9 protein-coding genes are annotated in these 18557 nt (G+C 33.2%); 1 reads left to right on the forward strand and 8 read right to left on the reverse strand.

The features are described 5' to 3' along the window. Window positions 1-141 precede the first annotated feature (141 nt). The 8 genes from JQC67_RS02540 to JQC67_RS02575 form a co-directional block, all read right to left on the reverse strand. On the reverse strand, window positions 142-1674 hold the full coding sequence (locus tag JQC67_RS02540) for a RagB/SusD family nutrient uptake outer membrane protein (RefSeq protein WP_203251291.1): 1533 nt from the start codon (window positions 1672-1674) through the stop codon (window positions 142-144). A 23-nt stretch (window positions 1675-1697) separates the two neighbouring features. Then, a complete protein-coding gene (locus JQC67_RS02545) occupies window positions 1698-4826 on the reverse strand; it encodes a SusC/RagA family TonB-linked outer membrane protein (RefSeq protein WP_203251292.1) in 3129 nt (1042 codons plus the stop codon). 302 nt (window positions 4827-5128) lie between these two features. Next, window positions 5129-6970 (reverse strand): arylsulfatase, encoded by a 1842-nt coding sequence (locus JQC67_RS02550; RefSeq protein ID WP_203251293.1) that lies wholly within the window; start codon window positions 6968-6970, stop codon window positions 5129-5131. Between the two features lie 107 nt (window positions 6971-7077). Continuing rightward, entirely contained in the window at window positions 7078-7938 is an 861-nt protein-coding gene (locus JQC67_RS02555) for an AraC family transcriptional regulator (protein ID WP_203251294.1), read from the reverse strand. A 45-nt stretch (window positions 7939-7983) separates the two neighbouring features. Next, complete coding sequence (locus JQC67_RS02560; protein WP_203251295.1) at window positions 7984-9450, reverse strand: sulfatase-like hydrolase/transferase; 1467 nt, start codon at window positions 9448-9450, stop codon at window positions 7984-7986. A gap of 58 nt (window positions 9451-9508) precedes the next feature. After that, complete coding sequence (locus JQC67_RS02565) at window positions 9509-10915, reverse strand: sulfatase-like hydrolase/transferase (RefSeq protein ID WP_203251296.1); 1407 nt, start codon at window positions 10913-10915, stop codon at window positions 9509-9511. A gap of 47 nt (window positions 10916-10962) precedes the next feature. After that, window positions 10963-12747 carry an alpha-L-fucosidase gene (locus tag JQC67_RS02570; protein ID WP_203251297.1) on the reverse strand — a complete coding sequence of 595 codons (1785 nt, stop codon included), beginning with the start codon at window positions 12745-12747 and terminating at the stop codon, window positions 10963-10965. A 274-nt stretch (window positions 12748-13021) separates the two neighbouring features. Further along, window positions 13022-17173, reverse strand: a complete 4152-nt coding sequence (locus JQC67_RS02575; RefSeq protein WP_203251298.1) for a hybrid sensor histidine kinase/response regulator transcription factor — start codon at window positions 17171-17173, stop codon at window positions 13022-13024. A 282-nt stretch (window positions 17174-17455) separates the two neighbouring features. On the opposite strand from JQC67_RS02575, the gene JQC67_RS02580 reads away from it, so the two are divergent. Next, window positions 17456-18421 carry a tRNA dihydrouridine synthase gene (locus JQC67_RS02580; protein ID WP_203251299.1) on the forward strand — a complete coding sequence of 322 codons (966 nt, stop codon included), beginning with the start codon at window positions 17456-17458 and terminating at the stop codon, window positions 18419-18421. Window positions 18422-18557: the final 136 nt, after the last annotated feature.

An 18557-nucleotide genomic window follows, 5' to 3' on the forward strand; every position in this document is an offset into this window, starting at 1 on the left:
TGCCTTTACTAGTACTTTATATATAAAACATCATGCAATGAACTAATAATTTTATAAAGTTTAGCAGTTAAAAAAGGATAATCCCCAGCGTAAACTGAGGATCATCTTCAACTCAAAAAACATTTTAAAAACTCAATATTCTTACCAACCTGGGTTTTGATTCAGGTTAGGATTTGATTCAACATCTTGCGCAGGAATTGGCAAGTATTCATGTCTACCTCTAATGAAAGTACCCAAACTATTTGATCTGAATTCCGGGTTTTGTTCGAACCTATCAGCGGCAATGCCCCATCTATTTAAATCAAACATTCTATTACCTTCAATAGCAAGTTCTTTTACTCTTTCATCACGAATTGCTTGTCTTAACCCTTCTTGATTCAAACCTTCAATTGCTGGCATATTAACTCTAGCTCTTACTTCATTCAATGCATCAAATGCAGCTTGAGACCCACCATTAACTTCGTTTTCAGCTTCAGCATACATTAATAGAACATCAGCATACCTGAATATTTTCCAGTTATTAGTTGCCCCTTGCCAAGAACCTGGAGTTAAAGCATTTTCTTTTCTGAAATTCAAATATTTTCGAGCCCAAACTCTATTTAAATCATCACCCAACATTTTTTCAGCAAACACATCTTGATAAATCATAGCACCAGGATAGTTCCACAAAATAGTTGCTTTTGCTCTTGGATCTTCTTGAGCATCAACTGTTTGTTCATTAAGAAACAAATCTAAAACCCATTGGTTTACGCTAAAACTTTGCTGACTACTATAGTTACGTGGTGCAACATCTGCCTCCCAAGCTTGTGCTCTGTAAACATTACCACCAGCACCACCCCATGTACCCGTTTCATTACCGTCATACTGAATTTCAAATAAAGACTCTTTTGTGTTTTTTATTTCTTCAGTAAAATTATCATTGTAATTTTCGTTTAATTCATAGAACTCCGAATCCATTACCTTTTTAAATTCTATTGCAGCTTTAGCATCATCATGAATTGACAAATAAGATCTACCTAAAAAAGCAGTAGCAGCACCCCATGTAGCTCTACCTACTTCTCCTTTAGGTGGCTGACCATCTTGTGGTAAATTAGCTTGGGCAACAATAAAATCACTAATCACAGCATTATAAGTAGCTTCTACCGTAGAATTAGGCAAGAAAAGGTCATCTAAACCAGTTGGCTCTTCTAAACTTAATGGAGATGTACCCCATAAATTAACGATATAGAAATAAGCTAAACCTCTTAAAAAGTGAGCTTCACCTAAAATTTCACTTTTCCTTGCCTCATCCATTTCAATTTCGGGCACCCTATTTATAACTTGATTAGCTCTCGCTACCATATTATAAAACTCAGTATATATTTCACGGTTTCTTGGGTTTTCAGGTCGAATAGATAAAGCTCCCGCATCGTTCACATTTGACTGTGGAAAAGGATTAGCAATATCAGACCTATGAATAAGATGAATACCTGTTAATATTCTACCAAATAATGGAATGGTTGGTAGTGGCGCATAAACTGCAGTTAAACCACCTTCAGCATGCTCTTCATTTTGCCAAAAACTTTCAGGTGTAGGGCTATTCGGATTTGTAAGATCCAACTCATTTGTGCAACTGTTATTGACGAATAAGCCAACAATTGCAAATGCAAGATATATTCTTATATTATTTTTCATTTCTTGTTTTTTTAAAGTTTATTCTAAAAACCAATCTGAACTCCGAAAAGTAAATTTTTGTTATTTGGATAGGCTCTACGATCAACTCCACCATCAAATAATCCACCATCGCCATCTAAAGGTCTACCTAATTCTGGATCATACCCTTTATAATCAGTAAACGTAAGTAGGTTTTGACCTGTAACATAGAATCTTAAATTAGTGATATAAAATTGCTCAGTAAAATCAGTTGATAATGTATAACCCAATTGAAAAGTTTTCAATCGCAAATAAGAACCATCTTCTACTAAATAATCTGATGGTCTCTTATTTAAAGCTAAATCTCTTATGGTCGCTCTTGGAACCGTTGTATTTGTATTAGTAGGTGTCCATGCGTTTAAGGCCTCTGTAGATTTAATCCCTCTAGTACCATCTAAAACGTAGTGATATCGCTTACCATTCCACAATTCATTGCCTTCAACACCTTGAATAAATAAGGATAAATCAAAATTTTTGTAATCCATATTAAAGGCTATACTATATTCAAAATCAGGAATTGGACTACCCAAATACGTTTGATCATCATCATCAATAACCCCATCTGGGGTTAAATCAACAAAATTCATATCACCTAAAACGGCATTAGCTCTTCCATCTACAGTAATTTGTTCTTGTGTTTGATAAACGCCTTCAGTTATTAAACCATAAAAACTTCCAACAGGCTGTCCCACATCAGTTCTAGTTGCCTGATATCCTCCTTGTGTATATGCACCACCAGTAATTGCATTTACACCATCACCCAATGCTATTACTTCATTTTTTAAGGTGTTGAAGTTTAAAGTTACATCAAAGTTAACGCCTTCATCATCTAAAGAAAAGTGACGATAAGTACCTCCAAATTCAAATCCACTATTATCTATTGTTGCGGCATTACTTGGTAATGAAGAACCCGTACCTCCACTTAGTGGAATTGGAACATTTACAAGAATATCTTCTGATCTCTTTTTAAAGTACTCTGCTGAAAAACTTACTTTTCCATCTAAAAATTCAGCATCGAAACCGTAATTTTGAATAGTTGTGGTTTCCCACTTTAAATCAGGATTGGCTAGTTGCGTTACAATAGACCCACCATAAACAGTACCTCCTAGGTTATAAAAGTTGCTTGTATTCAAGGCGCTTGAGGTTATGTAGTTTGGATTGTTTCCTGAAACATTTTGTGACCCTAACAAACCATAACTTCCTCTTAATTTTAAGTTACTTACAAAACCATCTTGCGGAAAGAAATTCTCTTTACTTATTCTCCATCCGAGTGAACCAGAAGGAAATACTCCCCATCTGTTTTCTTCTTTAAATCTTGAAGATCCATCACGTCTTATAGTTGCGCTTAAAATATACTTTCCATCATAATCATAATCTAAACGGCCTAGATATGAAGTAAGTGCGTTTTCTTGTAGATTACCAGTTGTGTTGTCAGTATTATCATCAGCGGCATCAAGTACTCTAAATTCATTAAAAATAAAGTTAGTTCCAATTCCACCTGCAGATCTAGCTTTAATTGACTGAGTAGTAAAACCAGCTAAAAGCGTTAACCCATGTTTACCAAATGTGTTATTATACTCCACAGTATTCTCCATTAATGAACTAACTGATCGTAAATAATTTTCAGATAAGCGTGCTATTGTCTCTGACGCCTCTTGCGAAGTACTTTGAAAGAAGGTTGGTTGAAACGCATAATTGTGAGTCAGTGAATAATCTATACCCAAATTCATTTTATAAACAAAGTTCTTAGTTAATTGTAGTTTTGGCTGAACTGATCCTACCAAACGATCTGTTGTAACTAAATTATCATGTATAATAGCTCTACCATACCAGTTTATACCTCTAGCTAACCCGTGTAAATTTGGGTCTAAACCAGCAAAACCACCTTCATTATTTTCATCATAAACGCCAATAGTTGGTGGTACTGCACCTTCCCTATTAAAGAAGTTATTATCATTTCTTTGTTCTCTAGACAATAAAAGACTTTGTGATAATGAGAAAATACCCTTCTTAAAACTTGTATTGGCCGTAACGTTATATCTTTTAAAATCAGAATCAACTACAACTCCTTCTTGATCTAAAACCTGACCAGAAACATAAAAACGTGCATTTTCAGAACCACCTGAAACATTCAAATTATACTCTTTATACATAGCTGAGTTCAATGACAAATCTTGCCAGTCAGTATCTATATTTGGGTCAAAACCTGTATCATTTGGAATAGCTCTGGCGTCACCATCATTATCTCTAGCCATATTATGCCAATCTGCATACTCACGTGCATTTAATAAATCTAAATACTTTGTTGGTGCTTGATATCCAATTTTAGTCTCGAAGTTAATTATTACATCACCTACGCTTCCTTTTTTAGTAGTAATTAAAACCACACCATTAGAAGCCCTACTACCATAGATAGCTGCCGAAGAAGCATCCTTTAAAACACTTATTGACTCGATATCATTAGGATTCAAAAATGACATTGATTCTACAATATTTCCGTCCACTACATACAACGGTTGGTCATTACCGAAAGAACCTGTACCCCTAATTACAACATTTACACCTGCACCGGGTGCACCTCCATTAGCTTCAACTTTTACACCAGGCACACGACCTTGCAAAACACCTGCACTATTAGCATAAGATACTTTTTTTACTTCCTCACTCTTAATAATACCTACAGAACCTGTTAACAATGCTTCTTTTTGTGTACCATAACCAATTACAACAACCTCTTCTAAGTTAGATGCATCAACCACCATATCTACATTAATTGTAGATGCATTGGCGACCGTAATAGACTGGGTTTTCATACCTATATATGAAAACACTAAAACATCACCACTATCAGCATTAATAGAATAGTTTCCATCAAAATCAGTCTGGGTGCCTTTCACAGTTCCTTCAATCAATACATTTACACCAGGAAGCGGAACACCACCATCGTCTAAAACAGTACCAGAAATCTGCTGCTGTACCGATTCAAAAACTATTAAATCAGAATTTAGTTCAGAAAATGCCCAAACATTCATTTGCGTAGATAAAGTAGCCACAATTAATAGTGCAAACCACTTTTTTCGCTTTGGCCAATGGAATGCATAAACTGCATTACTTGCCGCATTTCGTTTTTTCATTTTTGTCAATTTAAGTTAAGTTGGAGTAGTTGAAAATTTAGTTTTTGAGAAATCGAATGAAAATCAATAAAAAATCAATCACATCATTAATATACTAGACGAAATTATACGAATTGAACAAACTCAGCCACCAAAAAATAAACCAATAATGATACTTTTTTTGCGCCAAGTAGGCTAAATGATCATTTTATTAGATAATATTTAATTAAATAGTACTTGTTCTCATAATTATAATCGTACAAACCGAACAACAGATAAAAGCAAATACGAACTCATTTATAATTAATTTACTTTTAATTATACTATAACTTTTCAATATATACATAATAGGCTGCATGAGTTCTATTATCAATGTCAATTAATTGCGCTTCCATATCATATTTGCCAGCAGATATTTGAGCCGTAAACGAAACTTCTTTTTGGCTTTTTTCAATTTTAGAAGTTTTTTCAAAATCTGCGATATAGAGGTATGCCTTATCAAAGTCAGATTTTGTGCTAGCAGGCATTGTAGCATCTAATTCAATTCTTTTCTTTTCCGCTGAAAATGTTTCATTTATTGCTAAACCACTTTCAAGAGGAAACCGACATAAACTAATTTTATAGTCTCCATCTTCTACAATTTCAATTTTCCATCTACCCGTAGCTGGTAATGCTTTTGCAGCAGCGTGTTGATGCCACGTGCCATTGAATTTTCCAGTCATTAAATCATGTGTAGAAATTCTAACTGGGTTTTCTTTAGGTGAGCCAGCTTTAATATAGGCGTGACGTTCAATAACACCTTCATCAATAATAGATTGCCACCATTTTTCATATCCGAGAGCAAGTTTTTCAACCACTTCAGGGTGCTGATTGAATACATTTTTTTTCTGCCCTCGATCAAGATTCATATTATATAATTCAGAACCATTAACCAGTCGCCAATCATCATCCATCACAGAATATTTTCTGTATTTAACCAAATTCTGCAGGCGCTGCGTATCCATATACAAAATTCTGTTAGGCCATTGTTCAGCATTTTGATAAAGTAATGGCTTCAAGCTTTTTCCATCTAGTGGTTTTATTGGATTAAAATCTAAGTCTAAAAGTTCAACAAAAGTTGGCAACAAATCATAATGAGCTACTAATTTATCTATGTCTTTACCTCCTGTTAGTTTACCATCAGGCCAACGAATGAATAATGGTACACGATGGCCACCTTCATACTCGCTTCCTTTTGCTCCTTTAAGGCCTGCATCAAATATTTTGTTTCCACCAGCAGTTCCATTATCCGTAGTAAAAATTAGAATAGTGTTATCTGCAATATTTAAAGCATTCAATTTATCTTGAAGAAGCTTAAAATTGTCATCGATATTCGTAATCATTCCGTAAAAACGTTGAAAATTTTCTTCTAATCCGTCTATCCCTCTATACAAATCCATATATTCTTTAGGTACATTCAATGGGCCATGTGGCGCATTTGTAGCTATATAACAGAAAAAAGGCCTGTCTTTATTATCTTCAATAAAATTCAACGCTTCTGAAAAGAAAACATCAGTACAGTACCCATCATATTTTTGAGTTTGACCATTGTGCCAATAGGTATCATCGAAATAATCATTACCCCAATAATCTGGGCCTTGACCAATTCCACCTCCACCATGTCTAACAACCTCATGAAAACCACGATCTTTTGGTCTATATGGGTAATTGTCACCTAAATGCCATTTACCAAACATGCCATTGGTATATCCATTTTGTGCAAATATTTGAGGCAGTGTTACCTCATCTTCAAAAAGTATTGAACGCCCAGAAATAGTATGAAAAACGTTTAATCTATTTGTATGCCGGCCTGTCATAATTGCACCTCTACTAGGGGCACAAGTTGTAGATACATGATAATTAGTAAACCGTATTGCGTCTGTGTAGAACTTATCTATATTTGGAGTTTTTATGTAAGGGTTACCATAACAACTTAAATCACCCATGCCTTGATCATCTGTAATTACAACAATTACATTTGGCTTTTTTTTAGAAATTGTTTGCCCCTGAATACTACCCGATAAAATACCTATAGTAAAAATCAATAATGAAATCTTATTTTTTACTAGGCTTCTAAAAGAATTGTGTATTAACTTTTTGCAAATGTTATTTTCATTTAATTTCATAAGAACTTTTTTATAGTATTTTAATCTACGTACTTTATATTCTACTGAGCAAATAAGCGAATAAAAAGTCATTGTTAACTTCTAATTTCAGTCAGAGAAACAAACAATTACTGATAGTTTTTTAAATAGGATGAAGGTGACACACCATGGACACTTTTAAATTGTCTATTAAAATTTGAAATATTATTAAAACCAGACATATAAGCTATAGAAGTAATACTTTCTTTGTTCTCTATCAAAAGCTTACAAGCATAGCCAATTCTAATTTCATTAAGATAAAGGGTAAAAGACTTTCTATGCGTTTTTTTGAAAAATCGACTAAATGCAGATTTATTCATACCTGCAATTTTAGCGACATCACACGAACTAATAGGATTATTGAAATTTTCAAAAACAAACTCATAAATTTTATCTAAACGTCTATTTTCAGTTTTATGAAAAGAACTTACAAAACTACTACTTGACAAAAACTCATACTCTTGATTTTTAGACAGACAAATTAAAAGTTCAATTATTTTATAGATTCGCTTGGTAGAATCGAATTTCACCAAATCAACAATAGCATTAATTAAATTAGCTTCAACATTCTGAAACTTAATTCCACGTCTTGCAAGATTTAGCAGATTAGAGATGACCTTCATTTCTGGAATATTAAAGAAATCTTTACCTAAAAAGTCCTCTTTAAAATGAATGGCAATTGCTTCAGCTTGTGATTCATTTTCTTCTTCAAAATACACCTCATCATTTAACCACATATGGGGTACATTTTTACCGATAAGTACCACTTCACCTTCTTTAAATTTAGTAATACTATCACCAACAAAACGGGTGCCAGAACTCTGTTGTATCAAAACTAACTCAAATTCAGGATGATAATGCCATACCCTTAAAAAATTGGGATAACAATTGTGAGAAACCCGAAGTGATTGATTCACTTCACTAGATCTATTTAATAAATGAAGTTTCATATTTACTTCTTATATAATTACATCAAACTTTTAATCCATTTGCACCTATTGATCCCATAGGCGATAAGGGTCATCATTTAGTTCCATTTGTGCCAAAAGCAAAGCTTCCATTTCAGTCAACTTTTCAGTATATTTTGGATTTTCTGCTAAATTAGTTTGCATTGCTCCTTCTTTAACATGTTCTTTTAAATATTCATTTGGATTTTCAGCAATGTTGAAAAGTTGCGTTTCTCGAACGGCCCCATCCATCATATCATACTTAATTAATTTCCAATCACCCTTGATAACTGAACGCATACCAGGTTTAGACCCACCTGCATAGACTCCATACATAACATCACGAACCTTTTCTTCTTCACCCTTTATTACCGGTTTAAAACTTTTACCCTCAACCGTTTCCGGAATTTCTATTCCAGCCAAATCACAAAGGGTTGGTAATACATCTAGCAAATAAATATTACCACTTACTCTTTTACCTGCCTCTATACCAGGGCCTTTAATAATAAAAGGCACCCTCCACGTATGTTCATATAAATTTTGCTTACCCATTAGACCGTGCCTACCTATAGACATACCATGATCTGAAGTATAAACTATATAAGTATTATCGAGCTCGCCCATAGCTTCTAATTTACCGAGTACCTTACCTAACTGCAAATCAATATTTTCAGAACAAGCATACTCTCTGCCTAATTCATTACGTACAGTTTGTTCATCTCTTTTTTTCCAAACACCACTTACACGTTCTTCATCCCGCAGTTTTGGATGTCCGTGAAAAAATGGATGCTTATTTAGATAATTGTCTTGCAAAGGTGGCTGATTAACATTAGCAGGCGGTAGATTAACTGAATCAGTGTGGTTGACTGCACCATATTTTGCTAAAAGTTCAGGGGTACCATCTCTTGTATCATGAGGATGCGAAAAGCCAAAATAAATTAAAAACGGATTTTCATCAGCCTTACTTTCGCGATCATTTAAATAATTCATTACCTGTTTGGCGTGCCAAGCGCTACCTGTTTCTTCAGTACCCCCTCTTTTTGTAGCATCATGAACAACCGTAAATTGCTCATTGGCCGCAGGATACGAATTTCCAATTTTACAAGTACGCATTGTATTATAACCTGCACGATTAAATACAGCACCCATGGATTGTTTTTCTAATTCTTTTGGTTCATCTGAATTTATAAAATCGCCTCTTGAAGGCAGATGCCAAACAGTTCGACCACTCATAATCATATGGCGAGAAGGCGCACATACGGCACCTGACCAAGACCCCATATGCCTTGCATTTTCTACAACCATACCTTCACTGGCTAGTTTCGAAATAGTTGGCGTTTCTAATATTGAATTGGCATCATAAACTTGCAAATCAAAAGGTGACTGATCATCAACCAGAACAAACAAAAAGTTAGGCCGCTTTTTTTCGTCAACTTTTTCAGTTTGGTTTTTACATGATGATACGATTATTAAAACTAATACTAAGATCAGATAAGGTCTAAAAATGCTTTTCATATTTTTTATTCTTTAAAAAGGATAACTGAAAATTCTAATTGTCACATAGTTCAATAACTTAATATAAAGATTTCCTCATTTTCGAAAAGCTTGTTGCTAGGGGTTTTTTAGGTAGTGACTTTTCAAATATTTTGAATTTATTCTTTAATTCTTGAACTTTTTCAACATTTTTGGCCGACACATCATTCTGCTCTGACCAATCTGAACTAATATCATAAAGTTCAACTCTTTCAAGTTGTTCATTCATTAGTAGTTTCCAATTATCCACTTGTATGGCAGCACTCGGCCAGAAATCAGGGCGATTATTTGAATAACGCCAATCCCAATAAATTGGTTTTTCCCTTTTAAAGGTTTTTCCTAAAATAGCAGGAATTATACTTTCCCCATCTGGTTGATATCCTTCAGTATACTTTGTATTTGCCAACTGCACAAATGTTGGTAATAAATCAACGGTGGCCAACGCAGTAGTTTTATCAACAATTCCGGCTGGCGTTTTGTTCGGCCATCGCACAATAAATGGTATACGAACTCCCCCTGCAAACAAAGAGCGTTTCTCCCCTTTTAATCCTCCAGTTTCTCCAACAGAAAAATAGGTTCCCATACCAGGCCCCGTAGAATTATCTTCTATTACTTTACTCTCACCTGTAATTTCTGGGCCATTGTCAGAAGAAAAAATAACTATGGTATTTTCATCAATAGATAATGCTTTTAACGTTTGGAATAATGTACCAATTTGCGCATCATATTCTGCAACAACTGCCGCATAAACTTGTTCTTGTTCGTTTAAATGTGCAAATTGTTGTAAATACTCTTCTTTTGGATAATGAGGCGTATGTGTTGCATGTATCCATGCATTAATAAAGAATGGTTTGTCTTTATTTTGTTTAACAAATTCAATGGTTTTAAATAGTGTTGAATCTGCTTGCATTTGATGTAAATTACTTGGCAGGTTAAATGCACCATAGGCATCATAACCATAATCTAAAGGTGAGGGAGCGTCTTCAACATGTGTATTAGAAAGGTGCCATTTACCAAAATGAGCTGTTGTATAACCAGCTTTTCTCAGCATTCTTGGCAGCATTGGTGCCTGCGAACTCAACCAATCAGGCATGTTTCTTTTCATATGAGATTCAACCGAAGCAAAATGCCCATGCACACTATGACGTGCAGGAAATTGTCCAGTCATTACAGCAACTCTACTAGGTGAACAAACTGGATTTACAACCGAAAAATTTTGAAAATCAATTCCTTCAGAAGCCATTTTATCTAGGTTTGGAGTTTCACAAAAAGTACTACCATGAACCCCTAAATCTGCATAACCCCAATCATCAGCAAAAATGAATATGATATTTGGTTGAGATTGCTCAACAGTAGTCGCTTCTTTATTTTCTTGTGACTTACTTTCTTTTTCACCACAAGCAATAAAAACCAATACAAAAACTAAGATAAAATACTTATAACTCATTGTTTTCAAACATTTTTTAATGAATGACCTCTTCTAATATTTTATTTTTATTCCATACTTTTTTGAGGCGTAAGTCTCAATTCTTTAAGACTCGCGCTCTTAGTATTTCCATCAACTAAGCTAATAGTAATCGAATGCTTACCAGGCTTATTAAATTTTAATAAACCCATTTCAAAATATTGATAAACACCAGATGAATTTTGTTGGTTTTGCACAACTACATTTTCATCTGAAGTAATATTCCATACTAAACGGCCCTCTCCGGTATAATTCAGTTCAGTCTGATAATAACCTGGTTCCATAACCACTACTTCCCAAGATACACTACTTTTTTCTGTCCAATCTTGAGCTTGTTCAATATGTTTCCATTCGCCAAATTTTTCCATCCATTTTTTTTCAGCAATTGTACATTCTTGAGCGGCAGCAAAAGCTACGGGAAGCTCAGTGGCAAAAACAGGGTCTATTGTATTAGCAAAACTAACTTCTGGCTGCCCATCTATTTCAATTTCAATTATCGAAACCAATTTCTCTGGGCGTTGTGTTGGTAATATAAAGTTTACCCAATTGCCATTTTTATTAGTTTCTAATTTCAATTTTTTTCCATCAACCCAAAGATTAGCGGTTTTAATAGTATTTTTTAATCCTGGAAGCCATAATTCCCCATCCAATGGCCATTTATAAACACAAAGGTTCAATTTTCCGTCAGAAGCAATAGTTACATCACCCCATGACAAAGCATGCCCCCAAGGTGAAGCACCTGCATTATATAGTACATGAGGATATTTAGCAATCCAATCACCAGAAATTTGAAGTGATTTCTTTGCCTCGAATGGAATAGTACCATCTGGAGAAGGACCTACATTCAACATGTACGTACCACCACGAGCCACTGTAGATATTACACTCTTCAAAATACGTTTTGGACTTTTCCAGTTTTTATCATACCATGCATAGCCCCATGAGTCATTCGTTACATCTACAGTTTCCCATAGACCTCCAATATTCTTTACCGGAATATTCATATCGCCCAAAGATTTATAATCTCCTAGACCATGACCAGCGCGACCAGATATCATTGCATTTGGTTGATATTTACGTACCACCTTAACAAGTTCTTCAACATATTTTTTTTCCATTTCACCTGGCGTATCGAACCAAACCATTGCGATATCGCCATAATTTGTTACAATTTCTTTAACCTGCGGTAGACATTTTTTCTTGAAGTAATAATCAAATCCAACTTCCTTTCCCTTTTCATTTACCGAAGGCCCACCGTTACCCCCCGGAAATGTCCAATCTTGATTGTGCGAATAATAAAATCCAAAACCTAATCCAAAGTTTTTACATGCTTTTGCCAATTCTTTCATTGGATCTCTGGCAAATGGTGTAGCATTTACAATATTGAAATCATTACTTTTTGAATCATACATTGCAAAACCATCATGATGTTTACTGGTAATTACGATGTATTTCATACCTGCATCTTTTGCTAATTGCGCAATTGCCGTTGCGTCAAAATTTACAGGGTTAAAATTTTTTGTTTCGGCTTTGTATTCTTCAACTGGTATACCTGCCCGTCTAGGGTTCATTATCCACTCACTAATTCCATAGTACGTAGAATCTTTCCATTGATTACCAATTGATGAATATAGACCCCAATGAATAAACATGGCATAATTACCTTCGTCAAATAATGCAGTTCTTGATGTTGGAGCATCATTGCCAAGGCTGTTTTGTTCTCCCCACATTTCCTCCATTCCTTTAGGCTTATCGTTTTGAGCATTTAAAAAGGTTACAAACAATACAAATACAACTAAGAATGGCTTTCTCATTTTTCGAAAAGTAATTTTAAAGTAATTGTTTATGCTTTAAGCAGTTTTTAACTACTAAGCACCTCTAAATAAAAAGACAAACGCAAAAGCAGAGGTCCGTCCATTTAATATGAGGTTCTAAGAATGTCAAAACTAATTCTGAAGTACTGAATTGACTTTCTCTAATCAATCATTCATTTGCTCATTTCAACCACAAGTGCTGATTTTATTGACTACCGTTGTTTCAAAAGAGCAATTATTAGCACATAAAATGGAAATAGAAAATAATGGCATATTACCTTTTCTTCATAAATTCTGAAGGTGTTACACCATGAAGTTTTTTAAATGAAGTAGAAAAATATGAATTTGATTCAATGCCAATTTGATACATTACATCAGCCACATTATTACCTTCATTATTATTTAAAAGCTCAGCTGCTCGCTGCAATCTAAAATTACGTAAATAGCTATTTGGAACTTGCCCCGTTAGTTGTTTTAAGCGCCTGTAAAAATGAGATGTACTCAAACCCATTTCTCTTGCCAATTCTTCAACGCCAAAGTTAGAATCAGAAATATTTTCTTCTATTGCGATTATAGTATTCTTTAAAAAATCTTTATCTCTAGTTGATATTTCAAAATCATCTTTTGGTAATTCACTATTTTTTGAAAAGTACTCTCGTAATCTTGATTTATTTTGGATGAGTTTTTCAATTCTAATTTCTAAATGCCTTAAAGAAAAAGGCTTACTTATATATTCATCAGCACCAAACTCAAGACCCTTTATAGTATTTTCATTATCACCAAGTGCAGATAATAGAATTACAGAAATGTGACTTAATTGAGGATTTGATTTTATTTTTTCGCAAAGTTCAAAACCGTCCATTTCTGGCATCATAATATCACTGACAACCAAATCAGGTTCTTCTTTTTCAATTTTATCTAATCCTTCAACACCATTATTTGCAACAGAAATATTATATTTTTCAGATAATGTATTTATCAAAAAAGTTTGCACATCAACTTCATTTTCCACAATTAAAATAGAATAATCTTTTTGTAAACTACTTTGCTGTGCTGCTAATTGATTTTGAATTAAGTCTGGTGCTAAGGGAATCCAGTTTTTAATAAATGATTTTTCAGATGGTTCAAAGATACTGGTGTCATTTTCTGAGCGCAATTGTGAAGGGATTTTCACCGAAAATCGCGTTTCAACACCAGGTAGACTTTGTACAGATATCTCACCTTCTAATAATGACACCAGCGATTTACAAAATGATAGTCCAATACCGCCACCACTTACTTTATCTGTTTTATTTCCCAGCTGATAAAAACGCTCGAAAATATTATCAATATCTTCTTTTGGAATGCCTTTGCCATTATCAATAACATCAATTTGAATAAATTTTTGATTATCAACTATGGCAATTTTAGATTCAACACTTATACTTCCTTTTTCTGGGGTGTTTTTAAAAGAATTTGAAAGTAAATTAAATATTATACGCTCTGTTTTTTCAACATCAATAACTATTTCTTCTTCAGGTGAGCCTACTTTATAATAAAAGTTAATATCTTTTTCAATAGCATAATTCTCAAAAACTTCAGTGGTAGGAAACATAAATCCTCCTAACGTATCTTTATTCAATTGTAAATTAAGATGTCCTTGTTCTGCCTGTCGAAAAGTAATTAATTGATCTACAAGGCTGAGAAGTCTTTTTGTGTTTTTTTGAATAATAGCCAAATATTTATTATTTCCAGAGTCTAAATTATGCGAAATAATATATTCTAACGGACCCGAAATTAGGGTCAATGGCGTTCTAAATTCATGCGATAAATTCGTAAAATAACGAAACTTTCCTTGATTGATAATGTCTTGTCTTTCTTTATCTAATTTTTCAAACTTAAGACGTTGTTTTAATTTTTCATGTTGAGTAAAATATACTACAACACCTATTCCAATAGCACTAATAAGCAAAACAAACAATAAATAACTCCACCATGTTTTATACCATGGAGGCAATATTTGTATGTACAATTCGGTTTCATTAAGGCTCCATAAGCCATCTCCATTGGCTGCTTTTACTTTAAATATATAATTACCTGCAGCGAGATTAGTATACGTAACTGTTGCTTTACCTAAATTTTCTTCAACCCAATTATCATTAAAACCTTCAAGTTTATATGCTAACGTATTTTTAGATGGTGTAGTAGTGTGTTTTACGGCCAAATTAAATGCAATACTTTGTTCACTTTGGCTAATTGCAATACTATCTGTTTCAGAAATAGATTTTTCTAAAATCACCTCATTTTTCAACTTCTCGCCAATTTTTACAGGCTTATTATTAATAAATAAATTGGTAATTAAAATCTCAGGCAGTTGAGTATTAAGCTCAATATTTTCAGGCCTAAATATTGTTAATCCATTTAACCCTCCGAAATAAAAATATCCTGATTTACCTTTAAAAAAAGCACCCTGTCTAAAGTTATTTTGAGAAAGTCCATCACGTACATCAAATACATCAGTATGGTTTTCGGAGCGTTGAAATTTGACCAAACCCATATCTGTGCTCATCCACAAATAGTCATTTCCTGATGCTAATATTCCATATATAGCATCATCAGGTAATAAATCATTCTTTCTAAAATGTTGAATTTTTTCAGGAACACCATGCCCATCTAAAGTCATTTTATTAAGTCCACCTCCAAATGTACCCACCCATATAGCACCAGAATCATCTTTAAGTAAAGAGAACACATTGCGATACGACAACCCAATACTATCGGAACTCTCTGTAGAGATTTTATGATTTATATTAAACTTTTCACCATCAAAATCAGCATGAAACAACCCTAAATCAGTACCAAACCAAAATGAACTTGTATCCATTTTAAGAAGTGCCTGAACTTTCTCTGACTTTAAATCAAGAGTAGACTTTACCTTTAAATTCGGATTATGACTTTCATTGATAATATTCCATGGATTAGAGACAACTGCAATTTTTGTTCCTGCCAGAAGCATATTTTCAGCATCAATTTGTTGAATTTTACGAATTTTTTCAATTGCTAAATTGCTCCCATTTTCATTAAGCGCCAGTATTTTATATAGTTTACTAACCGGATTATACACTATTACCTTATAGTCAGTTCCAATCCATATATAACCCTTTTTGTCTTCATAAAGACTTCTTACTACATCATTTTGGGCTAAGTTCAAATTACTTTCAAGATTCTCAAATGTCAACTGACCGACAGTTGTGTCATTAACAGACTGCTTACTTCTAAATAATGGTTTGTTATAACCTGACATCCATAATTTACCATTACTATCTTCAAGTATGGCCATAATCAAATTATCAGAGAGTGAATTTTTTTGATACGGATTATGGGAATAACTAATAAACTTCTTTTGAGATAAATCTAACTTGTTAATACCAGCTTGAGCCGTACCAATCCATAAAACATTAAAATCATCTTGATAAATAGCATTAATATGTTTGCTACTTAATCCAGAATCATTTTTAGCGTCATAAGCAAAATGTGAGAATTTATTATTTTCATATTTATAGAGACCATCGTTTTTTGTTCCAACCCAAATGGCTCCAGTTTTATCTTCAAAAAGCGTGTTAATTACGATTTCAGAATCAAGAGATTCAGGATTTTTTAAATCACTAAATGTTTCTATCACATGCACTTTGTCTCCTTCAAACGTTGACTTATAGAGCGCCTTTTGAGTTCTTATCCAAAAAATATTTTTACTTTGTAATACTTCAGCAACATGTTCATTTTCAAAATCCTTAAAATTTAAAAGGGATTTTACCACAGGGAAAAGAGTAGAATCTATCGATTTTAACCCTACTAAATTCAGACCTTTAGAAGTCGCTAACACTAATGATATATCATCCTTAAAACTAAAATCATTTATTGCAGCTAATGCTATTTGTGACTCCATAAGATTTTCAGAAACATCGAAATCACCATTCATTATGTTTTTTAAGTCACAAACATAAAGTTCATTTTTACCTGAGAACCAGATTTTTCCTTTTGGACCAGATGTTATATTGTTTATATTTAAATTACTAGGCAACGGTACAGTGTAAAATTTTTCTAAAGATGGCACATAAGCATTTAATCCGAGGTTAGTACCTATCCACAAAATTCCGTTAGCAGCATTATACAATTGTGTTATGTAATTACTGAGAATTCTACCATTGGTATTTGATTGTGTAGTGTAGGTCTTAAATTCATATCCATCATATCTAATCAGCCCATTTGGTGTGCCATACCATAAATAACCATATTGATCTTGCTCAATAGAATAAACGGTATTCTGATTAAACCCTTGTTCATTAGAAAATTTTTCAAACTTTTGAGAATAGATAAAACTGATGGAAAAGAAAAAAAATAAAACTACAAAAAACCTTACATCATTAAATTTTTTACAGATTTTCATAAACAAGATTACTTTATTCAAATTTTATATTTACAAAAATTCGATGGTAATAAATTAGAGCAAATACGACATAGTCAGTAACAACATTTGCAAAGTACGAAGAAGTGCTATTTTTCTAGTTTAGACAGCAAGAAAAATAATATTCAATTAATTAATAAGTATATACAATGAAACGCATATATAGCTTTCTTATAGTTATTCTATTCACTATTTAAATAAAACCAAAGTATAATCTTAAATTACAGCCTTCAATAGTTTATTTTTTCGCCATCAAATAATAAAATGACACCTACGCTGCTTTCATCTCCTTTACAAGGCTTTACAGATTTTAGGTTTCGCAATGCATTCAATCATTACTTTGGTGGCATAGACACGTTCTATTCACCATATATAAGACTAAATGGAAAACTAAGAATTAAGCAATCGTATCATAATGATTTAGCACTAGAAAACAACACTACTTTAGAAGTGATTCCGCAAATAATGACAAATGATGCTGATGAGTTTATTTATGTTGTTAAATATGTTCAAAGCTTAGGCTATAAAGAATTAAATTGGAATTTAGGTTGCCCTTATCCTATGGTTACTAAATCAGGTATGGGATCTGGCTTAATTTGCAATCCTAAAAAAATTAATGAAATCTTACACAGAGCCCATAATGAAACGGACATTATAGTTTCTATGAAAATGAGAATGGGTTATGAAAATGCAGAAGAAATTTTGGATGCTTTTCCTATCTTAGATCAATATCCTCTTAAAAATATTGCTATTCACGCTCGTATTGGAAAACAACTTTATAAAGGTCCGGTTGATTTAGAAGCTTTTGAAAAGTGTATCAGCAGCACCAAACATAAGCTTTACTATAATGGAGATATCACTAGCATTTCCACTTTTAATGCCATTAAAGAACGTTTTCCTACTATTGATCACTTTATGATGGGTCGCGGTTTAATTGCCGATCCTTTTTTACCTAGTATGATAAAAAATAACACCACAATATATCCAGAAAATCGATGGTCTATTTTTTCTGAATTTCATGACACCATTTATCAGCAATATGATGAATACCTATCTGGCCCAACGCCTATAAAAATGAAAATGTTAGGTTTTTGGGAATTCTTTTCACAATCAACATCTAATCCACGAAAAACGTACAAAGCTATAAAGAAAGCGTCAAACCCAACAAAATACAGGCAAGCCGTTGCTCAAATATTAAATAATGAAATAAAAGTTAATAGCTCTTTATAAGCGAACAACTAAAACTACATAACAACTTATAATTCAGACCAATTTATATTTTTTATCTTGCAGTCTCCCCTTCAATTTTAGCGTTAATGTTAAAATACTAAATAATAGAATATTAGTTATTAAACTGATTAATTTC

Origin of the sequence: Aurantibacter crassamenti (assembly GCF_016811105.1) — a bacterium.
GTDB lineage: Bacteria > Bacteroidota > Bacteroidia > Flavobacteriales > Flavobacteriaceae > Aurantibacter_A > Aurantibacter_A crassamenti.